Source organism: Streptomyces sp. NPDC043680, assembly GCF_056436685.1.
This window is the reverse complement of the sequence record NZ_JBWKCE010000021.1, coordinates 45577-60728: the sequence shown is the minus strand read 5'-3', so window position 1 is coordinate 60728 and position 15152 is coordinate 45577. Positions and strand designations below refer to the sequence as shown.

The following is a 15152-nucleotide window of genomic DNA, read 5'->3' as shown; positions in this document are numbered from 1 at the left end:
CCGCCGCGCGGGCGGCCCCGGCTACCCATGCCCGCCGCCGAGACCGGCGGCGGCCGCCGCGCCCTGACGCGTCGTACCCCAGCGCGAGACCGGCCAGCCGACCCAGTCGGCCCGCCCGATCACCTTCTCCACCGGCACCATCCCCCCGCCCGGCTCCCCCAGGTGGTCCCGGGAGTCCCGGGACTGGGAACGATGATCACCCATCACCCACAGCGTGCCCAGGGGTACGACGATCCGGAAGGGCACTTTCGAGGGGGCGTCGCCGGGGTACAGGTACGGCTCGGCCAGCGCCACCCCGTTGACCTTGATGCGGCCCCCTGCGTCACAGCAGACGATGTCGTCGCCGCCGACGCCCACGACCCGCTTCACGAAGTCGGTGTCCGAGGGCTCGCCGAGCCCGAAGGCCGAACCCACGCCCTCCAAGACCCCGGCGACCGGGTTGGCGCCCGAGCCGGCCCGCTCCGGGACGAAGGAGCCCGTGCCGTCGAAGACCACCACGTCGCCGCGCGCCGGCTGGCTGCCGAAACGGTACGCCAGCTTGTTCACGAGCACCCGGTCCCCCACCTTCAGCGTCGGCTCCATCGACCGGCTGGGGATCAGGAAGGGCTGCACCACGAAATTGCTGAACAACAGCAAGAAGGCCGTGCAGACGACGCCGAGCACGCCGGCCCGCCGCCAGGTCATGAACCCCCGCAGCCCGGAAAAAGCGAAACGCGGCCGCCCCTCCCCCGTGCCGGGAGAGGAGTGGCCGCGCTGTGTGAGCTCTGCTTCGGTGTCCATCGGGGGCGAGCCTATCCGGCCGACCCCGGGAACCGGAGAGGAGATCAGCGGTCGCGCTTCTCCTTGATCTTCGCGGCCTTGCCGCGGAGCTCACGGAGGAAGTACAGCTTGGCGCGACGCACGTCACCGCGGGTGACGAGCTCGATCTTCTCGAAGATCGGGGAGTTGACCGGGAAGGTGCGCTCCACGCCGACGCTGAAGGAGACCTTGCGAACGGTGAAGGTCTCGGAGACGCCAGAGCCCTGGCGACGGATGACAACGCCCTTGAACTGCTGGATACGGGAGCGGTTGCCCTCGATCACGCGGACGTGCACGTTGACGGTGTCACCCGGGCGGAAGGCCGGGACGTCGGAGCGGATCGAGGCGGCGTTGACGCCATCGAGCAGGTGAGACATGTTCTTCGTCTGCTTTCTTCGCACGACGCCACAGGTCGCCGGTGCGGATTTCCGTAGAGAATTCGGGAGCTGGGCCACTCCGCGTACGACGGTCCCCCTGTGGCAGGGGCGTACGCGAGCACACAGCAGCCGCCTATTCTTCCACGGCGTCGGGCCTGCGCCAAAATCGGCCGTCGGCGGTCGGCTTCCAGCCCAGGATGCTCAGCATCTCCCGGTCCTTCTTGTCGAAGGCGGAGGCCTCGCAGCGCTCGATCAGGTCGGGACGGTTCTGCGCGGTCCGGCGAAAGGCCTCGTCCCGGCGCCAGCGGGCGATCTTCCCGTGGTGGCCGCTGAGCAGCACCTCGGGGATGCCCCGGCCGCGCCACTCCGGGGGCTTCGTGTAGACCGGCCCCTCCAGCAGGTTCTCCATCTCGCCGGGCGCGAAGGAGTCGTCGCGGTGCGAATCGGCGTTGCCGAGCACTCCGGGCAGCAGCCGGGCCACGGCCTCGGTGATCACCAGGACGGCGGCCTCGCCGCCCGCCAGCACGTAGTCGCCGATGGAGACCTCGTAGACGGGCATCCGCGTGGCGTACTCGTCCATGACCCGGCGGTCGATGCCCTCGTACCGGGCCGGCGTGAAGATGAGCCAGGGCCGCTCGGAGAGTTCGACGGCCAGTTCCTGGGTGAACGGGCGGCCGCTGGGCGTGGGGACGACCATGACCGGCCCGTGCGCGCCGGACTCGTAGCCGTCGGCCAGCGCCTCGTCGAGGGCCTCGCCCCAGGGCCCGGTCTTCATTACCATGCCGGGCCCGCCGCCGTACGGGGTGTCGTCGACCGTGTTGTGCCGGTCGTAGGTCCAGTCCCGCAGGTCGTGGACGTGTACGTCGAGCTGCCCGCGGGCCCTTGCCTTGCCGACGAGGGAGACGTCCAGCGGCTCCAGGTACTCGGGGAAGATCGTGACGACGTCGAGACGCATCAGGCTTCTTCCCCGGCCTCGGCCCCGTTGTCACGCGTGGACACGATCTCGGCACGGTCGTCGATCAGCCCCGGCGGCGGGGTGATGACACAGCGCTGCTCCTCCAGGTCGATCTCGGCGACGATCTCCTCGACGAAGGGGATCATCACCTCGGTGCCGTCCGGCCGTTCGACGATGAAGAGGTCCTGCGAGGGGAGGTGGGAGATCTCGGTGATCCGGCCGATCTCGGTGCCGTCCTCCAGTACCACGTCCAGGTCCATCAGCTGGTGGTCGTAGTACTCGTCCTCCTCCTCCGGCAGCTCCGAGGGGTCCACCTCGGCGATGAGCAGGGTGTTGCGCAGCGCCTCGGCGGCGGTGCGGTCCTTGACGCCCTCGAAGCGGAGCAGGAGCCGGCCGCTGTGGACCCGGCCGGTCTCGATGGTCAGCGGTCCCGCCGAAGCCGGCTCGGTCTGGAGTACGGCGCCGGGCCCGAGCCGCAGCTCCGGCTCGTCGGTCCGCACCTCGACGGTGACCTCACCCTTGATCCCGTGGGCGCGGCCGATCCGCGCGACTACCAGCTGCATGTCTCTCCTGTTCAGACGACGACGGGCCGGGGCGGGCACGTATGCCCTCCCCGGCCCGTGCCGGTGATTCAACTGCTCAGCGGACCTGGTCCACGTCGACGAGGTCGACGCGGATCCCCCGGCCGCCGATGGCGCCCACGACGGTACGCAGGGCACGTGCGGTGCGGCCGTTGCGGCCGATCACCTTTCCGAGGTCGTCGGGGTGGACCCGGACCTCAAGCACCTGCCCGCGACGCAGGTTGCGCGAGGCGACCTGCACGTCGTCGGGGTTGTCCACAATGCCCTTCACGAGGTGCTCAAGAGCCTCCTCGAGCATGCTCAGGCCTCGGTCGACTCGGCGGTGGCCTCAGCCTCGTCCGCCTTCTTGTCGGCCTTCTTCTTCTGCGTGATGGCCTCGCCCTTGCCCTCGCCGACGCCCTCAAGGGCCTTGGCGAACTCGTCGAAGGAGCGACGCTTGTCTTCCTTCGTCGCCGGCTGCAGCAGCGGCGCGGGGGCCGGGAGGCCCTTGTGCGCCTGCCAGTCACCGGTCAGCTTCAGGATGGCGAGCACAGCCTCGGTGGGCTGGGCGCCGACGGACAGCCAGTACTGCGCACGCTCGGCGTTGACCTCGATGCGCGACGGGTTGTAGGTCGGCTGGTAGATACCGATCTCCTCGATCGCGCGACCGTCCCGGCGGGTGCGGGCGTCGGCGACGACGATGCGGTAGTGCGGCTGGCGAATCTTGCCGAGGCGCTTGAGCTTGATCTTGACTGCCACTGGAGTGGTGTCTCCTGAACTTGACGTGGTTGGGCACATGAGATGCCACGTGGGGTTGCGGTACTCGGGTGCCCGATGGACGCGTCAGCCGGAGGAGAGAGGGGTCCTGTGCGACTGTCGAGTACAGCTTGCCATTGTGCCACATGCCTGCAGCGCTTCACGCGGGGAGGGCGAGCAGGGGCATGCCCGCACGCCCCTGCGGCCCGTACGCCCCCTCGGCGCCCTGCCGTTCCCTGTCCGGTCCGTGCGGCCCGCTCAGGAAGCCAGGGCCGGGACCGCGGCCTCGGGGATGCGGAACGGCTTCATGCAGCCGCCGCACACGATCGGCGCCTGGGCCAGTACGGACGGGACCACCCGCACATTGCGCCCGCAATCGCAGACCGCCTTGACGCGCACCCCTCCGCCGGAGGAGCCGTGCCGGGCGGCGGGCCCGCGGAAGCTGCGCTTGGTGTCGGCAGACGTGGCGGCGGTGTGCGCCTTCAGCGCGCGCTGGAGCCGCTCCATGGTGGGGCGGTAGCGCCGCTTCGCCTCGGGAGTGAGCGAGACCAGAGAGAAGCCGCTGCTCGCATGCGGCTCGTCCGAATGGTCCAGCCCCATCTCCTCGGCGATCGCGAGGAATCTGCGGTTGTGGTAGCGGCCGGCTCGGGAGGTGTCGCGCACTCCGCGGGCGGCGGCGATGCCGTGGACTGCCTCGTGCAGCAGTCGCTCGAAGGAGAGTGCGCCGCCGCATGCGGACGAGGACTCTCCGATCAGGGACTCGGGCGCGGCAAGGTCAGGCAGCTCGGGGTGGTACCGCTGAATATCGGCCCACGCCTGCGCCAGCTCTGCGGCGAGAACAGGTGGTGTCGTGCTCACGTCGTGACAACGAGCCGAGGGGCCCTGGTGTTCCGATTCCGGGCCATTCCAAATTTTTTGCACGTACCAGTCAGTTCAGTCTCATGCGTCCTGACGAGGACGGGTGCGCCGATCCCAGGAGGAGTCGGTACGTAACGAGGTCCAGAAAGACGACGGCCCCGGCGCGCGGCTCGCGCCGCGCGCCGGGGCGCATCAGTCGTCAGCGGTCGGCGACCTGGCGATCAGTACGAGCGCGCGACGATCGCGAGGGTGCCCGGGGCGTCGTCCGCCTCCGGAACCGACCCGTCCTCGGCGATGAGGCAGCGCACGGAGACGGCCTGCTCGCCGAGCTTGGCCTCGCCCTCGGGGCCGAGGTCGGCCCACGGGATCCGCGCCCAGCCACCGGCGACGGCGGCCTCGGCGGCCTCCTCGATGGTGCGGACGTCGGAGGTGCGGGCCTCCCGGCGCTCACGGGACTCGCGCAGCAGCTGCGCCTGGTCCTCGTCGAGCACCTTGGGCAGCAGGTCCACGAGGGAGGCGATCTGGACGGCCTCCTTGCCGCCCGGGATCCGGCGGGCCAGCATCGCGGTGCCGGCCTCCAGGTCGCGGGGGCCGATCTCGATGCGGACCGGTACGCCCTTGAGCTCCCAGTCCACGGCGCGGCGGCCGAAGGGGGTGTCGACGCGGTCGTCGACCTGGACCCGGAGGCCGGCCGCCTTCAGCTGGTCGCCCAGCTCGCGGACCTTCGCGACGGCCTCGTCGCCCTTGATCGCCATGACGACGACCTGGACGTGCGCGAGGCGCGGCGGGACCCGAAGGCCGTTGTCGTCGCCGTGGGACATGATCAGACCGCCGACCATGCGGGTGGAGACGCCCCAGGAGGTCTGCCAGACGAGCTCCTGCTTGCCCTCCTTCGACAGGTACTGCGTCTGGAAGGCCTTGGCGAAGTTGGTGCCGAGCTCGTGGCTCGTGCCCATCTGGAGGGCCTTGCCGTCGCCCATCATGCCCTCAAGCGTCAGGGTGTTGATGGCGCCGGCGAAGCGCTCCTTCGCGGTCTTGCGGCCGAGCACGACGTCGATGCCGAGCACGTTCGTCATGAAGTCGCCGTAGACGTCGCGGTGGATCCGGGCGGCGTAGTCGCGGGCGTCCTCGTAGGTGGCGTGGGCCGTGTGGCCCTCCTGCCACAGGAACTCGCTCGTGCGCAGGAACACGCGCGGGCGCATCTCCCAGCGGACCACGTTGGCCCACTGGTTGATCAGCAGCGGCAGGTCGCGGTAGCTCTGCACCCACTTGGAGAAGTAGTCGTTGATGATCGTCTCGGAGGTCGGGCGGACCACGACCGGCTCTTCGAGCTCCTTGCCCCCGCCGTGCGTGACGACCGCGAGCTCGGGGGCGAAGCCCTCGACGTGCTCCGCTTCCCTCGTCAGGTACGACTGCGGGATGAACAGCGGGAAGTACGCGTTCTGGGCGCCCGCGTCCTTGATGCGCGCGTCCATCTCCTGCTGCATCCGCTCCCACAGGCCGTAGCCGTACGGCCGGATGACCATGGTGCCGCGCACCGGGCCGTTGTCGGCCAGCTCGGCCTTGTTGATCAGATCCTGGTACCAGCGGGGGAAATCCTCCGCCTGGGGGGTGAGAACGGGAGCCTTTGCCATGGCGCGAATGGTACGGCGCCGGGCGCGTCGAGCGTGAATCGGGTGGCGCACTCCTCTGGACGCGGGGGCGAATGGGGAGTTCTCTGGCAACGGGGGCAAGGGGGCGACAAGGAATCAGGAGCGCTCTTTCGATGACACCGACGCCGACGGCGACGCTCGTCGCCCGGGACTGGGCGGAGATCCAGGAACGGATGCTGGTACCGCTGTACGAGGCGGTCTACGACCGGCTGGAGGTCGGGCCGGGCGACCGGCTGCTCGGGCTGGACTGCGGGGCCGGACTGGCCCTGCTGCTGGCCGCCGGGCGGGGAGCCGCGGCCGCGGGTGTGGAGGCGGACCCGGCGCGGCGGGCCCTGGCGCGCGAGCGGCTGCTGGACGTCGCGGCGGAGCCGCCGGCCGCCGCCCCGGCCGGCCCGCGGCCCCACGACGTGCTGCTGGCCTTCTCCCCGTCCGCGCAGGCCCTGGCCGCGGCCCTGCCCTCGGTCCGACGGGGCGGGGCGGTGGTGCTCGCCGACTGGGGTCCGGCCGAGAGGTGCACGGTGCCGGTGATCCTGGGCGGCGGGCCGGCACCGGGCGACCTGGACGCGATGGCGGCGGACGCGGGGCTCCTGCCCGACGGTTCGGGACGGGTGTTCTGCCCGTTCGGGTACGCGGATGTGGACAGTGCGGTGCGGGGGCTGCTGTCCACGGGCCTGTACGAGACCGCCTCGGATCCGGCGCAGGTCGAGAAGGAGCTGACCGAGGCCCTTCACCCGTACGAGCGACCGGACGGCGCCGTCTGGCTGCCGAACATCTTCCGCTACGTGATCGCCCGCCGGCCGTAGCCCGGGTGGCCGGGGCCCGCCTCCCGCGGGCCCCGGCGGGTCACTTCGCGGTACGGACGATCCCCGCGGCGGCGTAGGCGGCCGGCTCGTCCAGGGTCTCGTTCGCCAGCAGGGCCTCGGCCAGGGCGTCGAGTTTCGGCCGGTGCTCGCGCAGCAGCCGGCAGGCCTCCACGTAGCATTCGTCCACGATCCGCCGCATCTCGTGGTCCACCGCGTCGAGGGTGGCGGGGGCGGCGGACAGGCCGTACGGGCTCTGCGTGTCGGACGGGATGGCCGTGAGGCGGCCGATCCGCTCGCTCATGCCCCACCGGCCCACCATGCCGCGGACGAGACCCGTGACCTGTTCGAGGTCGTTCTCCGAGCCCGTGGTGATCACGTCGTACACCACGTGCTCGGCCGCCATGCCGCCCAGCGCGCCGATGATGCGTCCGCGCAGGTACTCCTCGGTGTACGCGTACCGGTCGGCCTCGGGCGTGGACAGCGTGACGCCGAGGGCCCGGCCGCGGGGCACGATCGTGATCTTGCGTACCGGGTCGGCGCCGGGCTGGAGCATGCCCAACAGGGCGTGGCCGCTCTCGTGGTAAGCGGTGCGCCGGCGCTCCTCCTGCGGCATCACGAGGGGCCGCTCCGCGCCCAGTTGCACCTTCTCCAGGGCGTCGGACAGGTCGGCCTGGGTGACCGTCTGCTGCTTGCGCTTGACCGCCAGCAGGGCGGCCTCGTTGGCGAGGTTGGCGAGTTCGGCTCCCGTCATGCCGGGGGTCGTACGGGCCACCTGGGCCAGGTCCACGCCCGCGGCGAGCGGGATCTCGCGGGTGTGGATCCGCAGGATGGCCTCGCGGCCGCTCTTGTCGGGCGGGGAGACCATCACCGTGCGGTCGAAACGGCCGGGCCGGGTCAGCGCCGGGTCCAGGACGTCCGCGCGGTTGGTGGCGGCGAGGACGACCACGCCCTCCGAGCCGGAGAAGCCGTCCATCTCGGTCAGGATCTGGTTGAGGGTCTGCTCGCGTTCGTCATGGCCGCCGAGGCCCGCCCCGCCCCCGCGGACCCGGCCGATGGTGTCGATCTCGTCGATGAAGATGATCGAGGGGGCGACCTTGCGCGCCTCGGCGAAGAGCTCGCGCACCCGCGAGGCGCCGACGCCGACGATCATCTCGATGAACTCGGAGGCGGAGGCCGAGAAGAACGGCACTCCGGCCTCACCGGCGACCGCGCGGGCGAGCAGGGTCTTCCCGGTGCCGGGCAGGCCGGCAAGCAGCACTCCGCCGGGCATCCGGGCACCCATCCGCCGGTACTCCTGCGGGTTCTTGAGGAAGTCGACGACGTCGTTCAGCTCCCCCTCGACCTCGTCGATGCCCGCGACGTCGTCGAACGTGGTCCGCGGGGTGCCCGCCTCCAGCTCCACCGGTTTCGGCGGCCCCTTGCGTCCGAGGCCGCCGAGTCCGCCTCCCATCGCCGAGCCCATGCGGCGGGCGATGAGCACCCACAGGAGGACCAGGAGCAGCATCGGGGCGAGGGAGATCAGGAGGTTGGCCAGGAAACTGCGCTGGACGACCACCGGGGAGGCGGTGACGTTGACGTTCTGCTTGGTGAGGTTGGCCCACAGGTCGTCGCCGGCGAAGGCGGGCCGCTGCGTGACGAACTTCTTGTAGTCGCCCTTTGCGCCGTCGGGGACGGGCCGGGTGGCCTTCAGCTCGCCCTGGATGGCATCGCCCTTGGAGTAGATCTTCGAGACGTTGCCGCTCGCGACCTGCTTGCTGAACTCGGTGTACGAGATGGTCGGCTCGTCGCCGTCGTTGAAGAACGACAGCACGAGGTTGGTCAGCAGGAAGACGATCAGGGCGGTGAGGACCAGCCCCCGCCAGCCGCCGGGCATCTTCTTCTTCGGGGGCGGTGCGCCCTCGGAGCGCCACGGCGTGTCGGCCCGGTCGCGGGGCGGTGCGGGGGTGGGGCTGGGCACGGGGCCTCCTTGCTGCCGTCACTGCCGTCCTCCCGGCCGACCATAAGGGATATAACGCCCAGCTGCGCCCGCAGAGCCCACGCGAAGGGCCCCGGCCGCTTCCCCCGGCCGGGGCCCTTCGCGCGCGCATGCCTGCGCCTACTTCATGAACTTCTTGAACTCGTCGGGCAGGTCGAAGTCCTGTCCGGGCTGCCCGGCGGCCGGGAGGCCGAACGGGCTGCCGGCGGCGGGAGAAGCGGGCTGCGCGCCCTGCTCGCGGCGGGCGGCGGCTGCCGCCTCCTCTTCCCTGCGCTTCATCGGGTTGCCGCTCTTGCGCTTGCCCTTGGCCTGCTTGACCTGCTTCTTCTGCCGGCCGGGGCCGCCGCCCATGCCCGGAATGCCCGGCATCCCGGGCATCCCGCCGCCCTGGGCCATGCGGGACATCATCTTGCGGGCCTCGAAGAAGCGCTCGACGAGGTTCTTGACGGCGCTGACCTCGACGCCGGAGCCCTTGGCGATACGGGCGCGGCGCGAGCCGTTGATGATGTGCGGGTCCTGGCGCTCGGCCGGGGTCATCGACTTGATGATCGCGGCGGTGCGGTCCACGTCGCGCTCGTCGATGTTGTTGATCTGGTCCTTGATCTGCCCCATGCCGGGGAGCATGCCGAGCAGCTTGGAGATGGAGCCCATCTTGCGGACCTGCTCCATCTGGGCCAGGAAGTCGTCGAGCGTGAACTCCTTCGGGCCCTTCGCCAGCTTGGCCGCCATCTTCTCGGCCTCGGCCTGGCTGAAGGTCTTCTCGGCCTGCTCGATCAGGGTGAGCATGTCACCCATGTCGAGGATCCGGCCCGCCATGCGGTCGGGGTGGAAGGCGTCGAAGTCGTCGAGCTTCTCGCCGTTCGAGGCGAACATGATCTGCTTGCCGGTGACGTGCGCGATGGAGAGCGCGGCACCACCACGGGCGTCGCCGTCGAGCTTGGAGAGCACGACGCCGTCGAACCCGACGCCGTCGCGGAAGGCCTCGGCGGTGTTGACCGCGTCCTGGCCGATCATGGCGTCGACGACGAAGAGGATCTCGTCGGGGCTGACGGCGTCGCGGATGTCCGCGGCCTGCTGCATCAGCTCCTGGTCGATGCCGAGGCGGCCGGCGGTGTCGACGATGACGATGTCGAACTGCTTGGTGCGGGCGTACTCGACGGAGTCCTTGGCCACCTGGACCGGGTCGCCGACGCCGTTGCCCGGCTGCGGGGCGTACACGGCCACACCGGCCCGCTCCGCGACCACGGAGAGCTGGTTGACGGCGTTCGGGCGCTGGAGGTCACACGCCACGAGGAGCGGGGCGTGGCCCTGGCCCTTGAGCCACAGGCCGAGCTTTCCGGCGAGGGTGGTCTTACCGGCACCCTGGAGACCGGCGAGCATGATCACGGTGGGCGCGGTCTTGGCGAAGCGCAGGCGCCGGGTCTCGCCGCCGAGGATCGAGACGAGCTCGTCGTTGACGATCTTCAGGACCTGCTGGCCCGGGTTCAGCGCGCGGGAGACCTCTTCGCCGCGGGCGCGCTCCTTGACGTTCGCGATGAAGGAGCGGACGACGGGGAGTGCGACGTCGGCCTCAAGGAGGGCGATACGGATTTCCCGCGCCGCAGCGTCGATGTCCTGCTCGGAGAGGCGGCCTTTGCCCCGCAGGGACTTGAAGGTCGCGCTGAGGCGGTCGGAAAGCGTATCGAACACGGTGGTCGCGATTCCTCGGGTCGGGGGCGTGGTGGTCGCCCCCCAGGGTATCGGCCCGATCGCGGTGCTGACCCCTGCATCCCCTCTCCGAAGCCACCCCACCCCCCTGGCACCGCGCAGAGCCGTCCCCCACACCCGCACCTCATACACCGGCGAGGCTGGGGCCGGCGGGCGGGAACGACCGGGGAGGCCAGAACAACCGGGCGGGACCGGAATCGGCCGGCGGGACCGGCCGGCGGGACGAGAACGGCCGGGGCGCGAGGCAGGCGGGGGGCGCAAGGCAGGCCGGGGGTGGGGGCGGGGTGGGGTGTTGGCCGGGGCGTAGAGCGTGATTTGTTGGCGCCCTGTCCGGAGCACCTCGGTGGTCCGGACAGGGCGCCATAAATCATGAGCCCCGGACGACACCCCACCCCGCCCGCGCCCCCGGCCCCCCACCGCAGCCACCGCCCCCGGCCACCGCCCCGCCCAGGGGCCGGCCCAGCCGCCGACCCGGGCGGCGACCCCGGCCCCCGCCCCGCCTCAGGCCAGGGCCGCCTCCAGGGAGCGGGAGAGGCCCGCGGCCGCCACCGCCGTGAGCGGTTTGCCGTCCCCGTCGACCACGTACAGCGAATCCACCGCATTGGCCCCAAGCGTGGACACGTGCGCACTGCGCACCCGCACCCCGCAGGACTCCAGCGCACGCCCGATCCGGTGCAGCAGCCCCACCGCGTCCGGCGCCCGGACCTCCACCACGGTGGCCAGGGAAGAGACGTCCGGCACCACCGTCACCCGCGGCGGCGGCGGGACCACGCCCCGCCGCCGCGGGTACGCCGCCTCCCGGTCGGCCAGCTTCGCCGCCACGTCGAGCGAGCCGTCCAGCGCCCGGACCAGGTCCGTCCGCAGCCGGGCCCCCTCCGGCAGCGCCCCGTACTCCGCCGCCACCCGCCATCTGAGCACCAGGACCTCGCCCAGCTGGTCGGGCAGCTCCAGCGAGCGCAGGTCCGCCGCCCGCACGGTGAGCCGATGCAGGGCGAGAACACCCGCCACCGCCGGGAGCACCCCCGACTGGTCGGGAACGGCGACGACGAGTTCGACGCCCACCGCGTCCGCCTCCTGCCGGGCGTGCAGCGCCAGCACCGGCTCGCGGGTGCGCAGGGCCTCCACGGCGAGGCGCTCCTGTTCGGTGCTGGGGATGTCCAGCTCGCGCACCGCCGGCGTCGCCCCGCGCAGGACGGCGGCCACCCTGGCCACCAGGTCCGCGACCAGCGAGCCCCGCCACGCGCTCCACGCCGCCGGCCCGGTGGCCAGGGCGTCGGCCTCCGTCAGGGCGTGCAGGATCTCCAGCGTGCCGGTCGACCCGACGGCCTCCGCGACCGCCTGGACGGTCGCCGGGTCGTCGAGGTCGCGCCGCGTCGCGGTGTCGATCAGCAGCAGGTGGTGGCGTACGAGCACGCCCAGCACGGCGGCGTCCTCCGCGTCGAAGCCCACCCGCACCGCCACGTCGCGGGCGATCGTCTCGCCCGCCACCGAGTGGTCGCCGGGCCAGCCCTTGCCGATGTCGTGCAGCAGCGCGGCCATCAGCAGCAGGTCCGGGCGGCCCACCCGGCGGGTCAGGGCCGAGGCCCGCACCGCCGTCTCCACGAGGTGCCGGTCCACGGTCCAGGTGTGCACGGGATTGCGCTGCGGGCGGCACCGCACCCGCTCCCAGTCGGGCAGCAGCCGGGTGATGATCCCCTCCGCCTCCAGGGCCTCCCACACGGCCACGGTCGGCTCCCCCGCGCCGAGCAGGGTGAGCAGTTGCTCCCGCGCCTCCGCGGGCCACGGCACCGGCAGCGGTCTGGCCTGCGCCGCGAGCCTGCGTACGGCGTGCAGCGACACCGGCAAGCCCGCCTGGGCGGCCGCGGCCCCGAAACGCAGCGGCAGGACCGGGTCCCGGTCCGGCCGGGCCGCCAGCGCCAGTACGGCCTCGCCGTCGGACTCCACGACCCCCTCGGCCAGCGGTGCCCGCTCGGCCGCGGCGGCCCCGCGCGTCCCCAGCAGCCCGCGCAGTCTCGGCCGGGCCGCGCGCGCCCGCAGGACCCGCCCGACCTCCCGCCAGGTGACGTCACCGGCGTACGAGACGATCCGCGCGGCGTCGTAGACCTCGCGCAGCAGGGCGTCGGCGTCGAGCAGCCCCAGCTGCGCCGCGACCTGGTCCTGTTCCTGGAGGGCGAGCCGGTCGGTGGCGCGGCCGGTCACCAGCTGGAGGGCGTCGCGGGCGTCCAGCAGCCGCCGGCGGGCCTCGGCCAGGCCCTCCCGCGGAGCGTCGGCCAGCCAGGACGCGGCGACGGCCCGCAGCGCCGTGGCGTCGCGGAGCCCGCCGCGGGCCTCCTTGAGGTCGGGTTCGAGCAGGAAGCGCAGCTCTCCGGCCCGCTCGGCCCGCTCCCGGCACAGGGCGTGCAGCTGCGGGAGCCGTTTGGCGGCCTGGTTGCGCCAGTCGGCCAGTACCGAGGTGCGCAGGGCCGCCAGCATGCCGGCATCGCCCGCGACCGGGCGGGCGTCCAGCAGCCCGAGGTGCACCTTGAGGTCCTCGCCGGCGGTTTTGCGGGCCTCGGCCGGGGTCCGGACCGAGTGGTCGAGGGCGACGCCGAGGTCCCACACGGGGTACCAGAGCCGGTCGGCGAGCGCGCTCAGGGCGCGCGGCTCGGCCTTGCCGTCGTGGAGCAGCAGCAGGTCGAGATCGCTGCGCGGGGAGAGTTCGGCGCGCCCGTAGCCGCCGACGGCGACGAGGGTGGCGCCCCGGACGCCGGTCTCCCGTACGGCGGTCGCGAACAGTGCGTTCAGCCAGTCGTCGGTCAGTCCGGCCAGCGCGGAACGCCGCGAAGGCCCGGACTGCGACTCCTCCTGGAGGAGTCGCAGCCGGGCCGCGGCGTAGGCGCTGGGTCCCGGGTCGGACCGGTCGGGGGAATCACCCGTGGTGGTGCCTTCGACGCTCGTCACCCGGCAGCTCCCGTCCCTCAGAGCGCTTCAGCGCCGCGTTCGCCGGTACGGACCCTGATGAGTGCGTCCACGGGGACGCTCCACACCTTGCCGTCGCCGATCTTCCCGGTACGGGCGCTCTTGACCAGGATCTCCATGACCGACTCGGCGTCGTCGTCCTCGACGACGACCTCGATGCGGATCTTGGGGACGAGGTCCACGGTGTACTCGGCGCCGCGGTAGACCTCGGTGTGGCCGCGCTGGCGGCCGTACCCGCTGGCCTCGGAGACCGTGAGCCCCTGGACCCCGAACCGCTGGAGGGAGTCCTTGATCTCGTCCAGCCGGTGGGGCTTCACGATCGCGGTGATCAGCTTCATGCGTCTACCTTCTTGCTCGCGGCGGCAACGGGGACGGGTGCGGTGCTCCGGGAGGAGGCGCCGCCTCCGGCTCCGCTGAAGTCGTAGGCGGTCTCGGCGTGCTCGACCTGGTCGATGCCGGAGATCTCGTCGTCCTCGCTGACCCGCATTCCGATGGTCTTGTCGAGGAGGAAGGCGAGCAGCGCCGACGCGACGAGAGAGTAGGCGAGGACGGAGAAGACTCCGATGGCCTGCTTGCCGAGCTGCTCCAGGCCGCCGCCGTAGAAGAGGCCCTTGGCTTCGGACTGGACCCCGCCGGTGGCGAAGAGGCCGACGAGGAGGGAGCCGGCGATGCCGCCGACGAGGTGGACGCCGACGACGTCGAGGGAGTCGTCGTAGCCGAACTTGTACTTGAGGCCGACGGCCATGGCGCACAGCAGGCCGGCGACGGCGCCGATGCCGATCGCGCCGAGGGGGGAGCAGGAGCCGCCGGAGGGTGTGATGGCGACGAGGCCCGCGACGGCGCCGGAGGCCGCGCCGAGGGTGGTGAAGGAGCCGTGGCGCAGCTTCTCGTAGCCGAGCCAGGCGAGCATGGCGGCGGCGGTGGCCACCTGGGTGTTGACGAACATGACCGCGCCGACGCCGTCGTCGTTGCCGAGCCAGGACCCGGCGTTGAAGCCGAACCAGCCGAACCACAGCAGGCCGGCGCCGAGCATGACGAGGGGGAGGCTGTGGGGGCGCATCGGGTCCCGCTTGAAGCCGACGCGCTTGCCGATGACGAGGATCACGCCGAGGGCGGCGGCGCCGGCGTTGATGTGGACGGCGGTGCCGCCCGCGAAGTCGATGACGCCGAGCTCGAACAGCCAGCCGCCGGCGCCCCACACCCAGTGCGCGACGGGGAAGTAGACGACGGTGACCCACAGGGCGGTGAACAGGGCCCAGGCGCTGAACTTCACGCGGTCGGCGAGGGCGCCGCTGATCAGGGCGGGGGTGATCACGGCGAACATCAGCTGGAAGACGGCGAAGACGTAGACCGGGATGGTGTAGCCGTCCCACAGCTCGGTGATGCCGATGCCGCTGAGGCCGACGTAGTCGGAGGACCAGCCGATCAGCGAGCCGGAGTCGGTGCCGAAGGCGAGGCTGAATCCGAAGAGGACCCAGAGGATCGTGACGATCCCGAGGCTGATGAAGCTCATCATCAGCATGTTGAGGCTGCTCTTGACGCGGACCATGCCTCCGTAGAAGAAGGCGAGGCCCGGGGTCATCAGCATGACCAGGGCGGAGCAGATGAGCATGAACCCGGTGTTCGCGGCAGAGAGCGTCGGGGCGTCTGCCGCGAGGGTCGTGATGGCTGATGCCATCGGCGTCTCCTCGTCGTCGGTACGTTCGCGTGCGGGCGATCGTGAAAACCTGAGCGGCGCAGGGCGTAGGCCTGA

14 protein-coding genes are annotated in these 15152 nt (G+C 71.8%); 1 reads left to right on the top strand and 13 read right to left on the bottom strand.

Annotation, left to right across the window (positions count from 1 at the left end):
* Positions 1-21: 21 nt before the first annotated feature.
* The 8 genes from lepB to proS all read right to left on the bottom strand — a co-directional run bounded on the left by lepB (position 22) and on the right by proS (position 5938).
* Positions 22-780 (bottom strand): signal peptidase I, encoded by a 759-nt coding sequence (gene lepB / locus AC0666_RS29410; RefSeq protein WP_468963437.1) that lies wholly within the window; start codon positions 778-780, stop codon positions 22-24.
* A 44-nt stretch (positions 781-824) separates the two neighbouring features.
* On the bottom strand, positions 825-1175 hold the full coding sequence (gene rplS / locus AC0666_RS29405) for a 50S ribosomal protein L19 (RefSeq protein WP_356847732.1): 351 nt from the start codon (positions 1173-1175) through the stop codon (positions 825-827).
* Positions 1176-1308: 133 nt separating this feature from the next.
* Positions 1309-2130, bottom strand: a complete 822-nt coding sequence (gene trmD, locus AC0666_RS29400) for a tRNA (guanosine(37)-N1)-methyltransferase TrmD (RefSeq protein ID WP_468963435.1) — start codon at positions 2128-2130, stop codon at positions 1309-1311.
* Positions 2130-2693 (bottom strand): ribosome maturation factor RimM, encoded by a 564-nt coding sequence (rimM, locus tag AC0666_RS29395; protein WP_468963434.1) that lies wholly within the window; start codon positions 2691-2693, stop codon positions 2130-2132. The genes trmD and rimM overlap by 1 nt, the downstream gene beginning before the upstream one ends.
* A 76-nt stretch (positions 2694-2769) precedes the next feature.
* Positions 2770-3009 carry an RNA-binding protein gene (locus AC0666_RS29390; protein WP_007266827.1) on the bottom strand — a complete coding sequence of 80 codons (240 nt, stop codon included), beginning with the start codon at positions 3007-3009 and terminating at the stop codon, positions 2770-2772.
* A gap of 2 nt (positions 3010-3011) precedes the next feature.
* Positions 3012-3449 (bottom strand): 30S ribosomal protein S16, encoded by a 438-nt coding sequence (gene rpsP, locus AC0666_RS29385; RefSeq protein ID WP_361724703.1) that lies wholly within the window; start codon positions 3447-3449, stop codon positions 3012-3014.
* 255 nt (positions 3450-3704) lie between these two features.
* Positions 3705-4304, bottom strand: a complete 600-nt coding sequence (locus AC0666_RS29380) for a hypothetical protein (protein WP_468581205.1) — start codon at positions 4302-4304, stop codon at positions 3705-3707.
* 221 nt (positions 4305-4525) lie between these two features.
* Positions 4526-5938 carry a proline--tRNA ligase gene (proS, locus tag AC0666_RS29375; RefSeq protein ID WP_468581206.1) on the bottom strand — a complete coding sequence of 471 codons (1413 nt, stop codon included), beginning with the start codon at positions 5936-5938 and terminating at the stop codon, positions 4526-4528.
* Between the two features lie 131 nt (positions 5939-6069).
* On the opposite strand from proS, the gene AC0666_RS29370 reads away from it, so the two are divergent.
* Positions 6070-6759 (top strand): methyltransferase type 11, encoded by a 690-nt coding sequence (locus AC0666_RS29370; protein WP_468963433.1) that lies wholly within the window; start codon positions 6070-6072, stop codon positions 6757-6759.
* A gap of 40 nt (positions 6760-6799) precedes the next feature.
* On the opposite strand, the gene ftsH is transcribed toward AC0666_RS29370, so the two are convergent.
* The 5 genes from ftsH to AC0666_RS29345 form a co-directional block, all read right to left on the bottom strand.
* On the bottom strand, positions 6800-8632 hold the full coding sequence (gene ftsH / locus AC0666_RS29365; protein WP_478708678.1) for an ATP-dependent zinc metalloprotease FtsH: 1833 nt from the start codon (positions 8630-8632) through the stop codon (positions 6800-6802).
* A 222-nt stretch (positions 8633-8854) separates the two neighbouring features.
* On the bottom strand, positions 8855-10423 hold the full coding sequence (gene ffh, locus AC0666_RS29360) for a signal recognition particle protein (protein WP_468581210.1): 1569 nt from the start codon (positions 10421-10423) through the stop codon (positions 8855-8857).
* Between the two features lie 519 nt (positions 10424-10942).
* Entirely contained in the window at positions 10943-13381 is a 2439-nt protein-coding gene (locus AC0666_RS29355; RefSeq protein WP_468963432.1) for a [protein-PII] uridylyltransferase, read from the bottom strand.
* 17 nt (positions 13382-13398) lie between these two features.
* On the bottom strand, positions 13399-13737 hold the full coding sequence (locus AC0666_RS29350) for a P-II family nitrogen regulator (RefSeq protein WP_361724689.1): 339 nt from the start codon (positions 13735-13737) through the stop codon (positions 13399-13401).
* Positions 13734-15077: an ammonium transporter gene (locus tag AC0666_RS29345; protein WP_478708666.1), complete on the bottom strand. Its 1344-nt coding sequence runs from the start codon at positions 15075-15077 to the stop codon at positions 13734-13736. The genes AC0666_RS29350 and AC0666_RS29345 overlap by 4 nt, the downstream gene beginning before the upstream one ends.
* Positions 15078-15152: the final 75 nt, after the last annotated feature.

Coding starts and splice junctions, on each gene's coding strand:
- AC0666_RS29345 (WP_478708666.1), bottom strand. CDS start 15,077: ATGGCATCAGCCATCACGACCCTCGCGGCAGACGCCCCGACGCTCTCT.
- AC0666_RS29390 (WP_007266827.1), bottom strand. CDS start 3,009: ATGCTCGAGGAGGCTCTTGAGCACCTCGTGAAGGGCATTGTGGACAAC.
- lepB (WP_468963437.1), bottom strand. CDS start 780: ATGGACACCGAAGCAGAGCTCACACAGCGCGGCCACTCCTCTCCCGGC.
- rplS (WP_356847732.1), bottom strand. CDS start 1,175: ATGTCTCACCTGCTCGATGGCGTCAACGCCGCCTCGATCCGCTCCGAC.
- ftsH (WP_478708678.1), bottom strand. CDS start 8,632: ATGCCCGGCGGCTGGCGGGGGCTGGTCCTCACCGCCCTGATCGTCTTC.
- trmD (WP_468963435.1), bottom strand. CDS start 2,130: ATGCGTCTCGACGTCGTCACGATCTTCCCCGAGTACCTGGAGCCGCTG.
- rimM (WP_468963434.1), bottom strand. CDS start 2,693: ATGCAGCTGGTAGTCGCGCGGATCGGCCGCGCCCACGGGATCAAGGGT.
- AC0666_RS29350 (WP_361724689.1), bottom strand. CDS start 13,737: ATGAAGCTGATCACCGCGATCGTGAAGCCCCACCGGCTGGACGAGATC.
- AC0666_RS29370 (WP_468963433.1), top strand. CDS start 6,070: ATGACACCGACGCCGACGGCGACGCTCGTCGCCCGGGACTGGGCGGAG.
- proS (WP_468581206.1), bottom strand. CDS start 5,938: ATGGCAAAGGCTCCCGTTCTCACCCCCCAGGCGGAGGATTTCCCCCGC.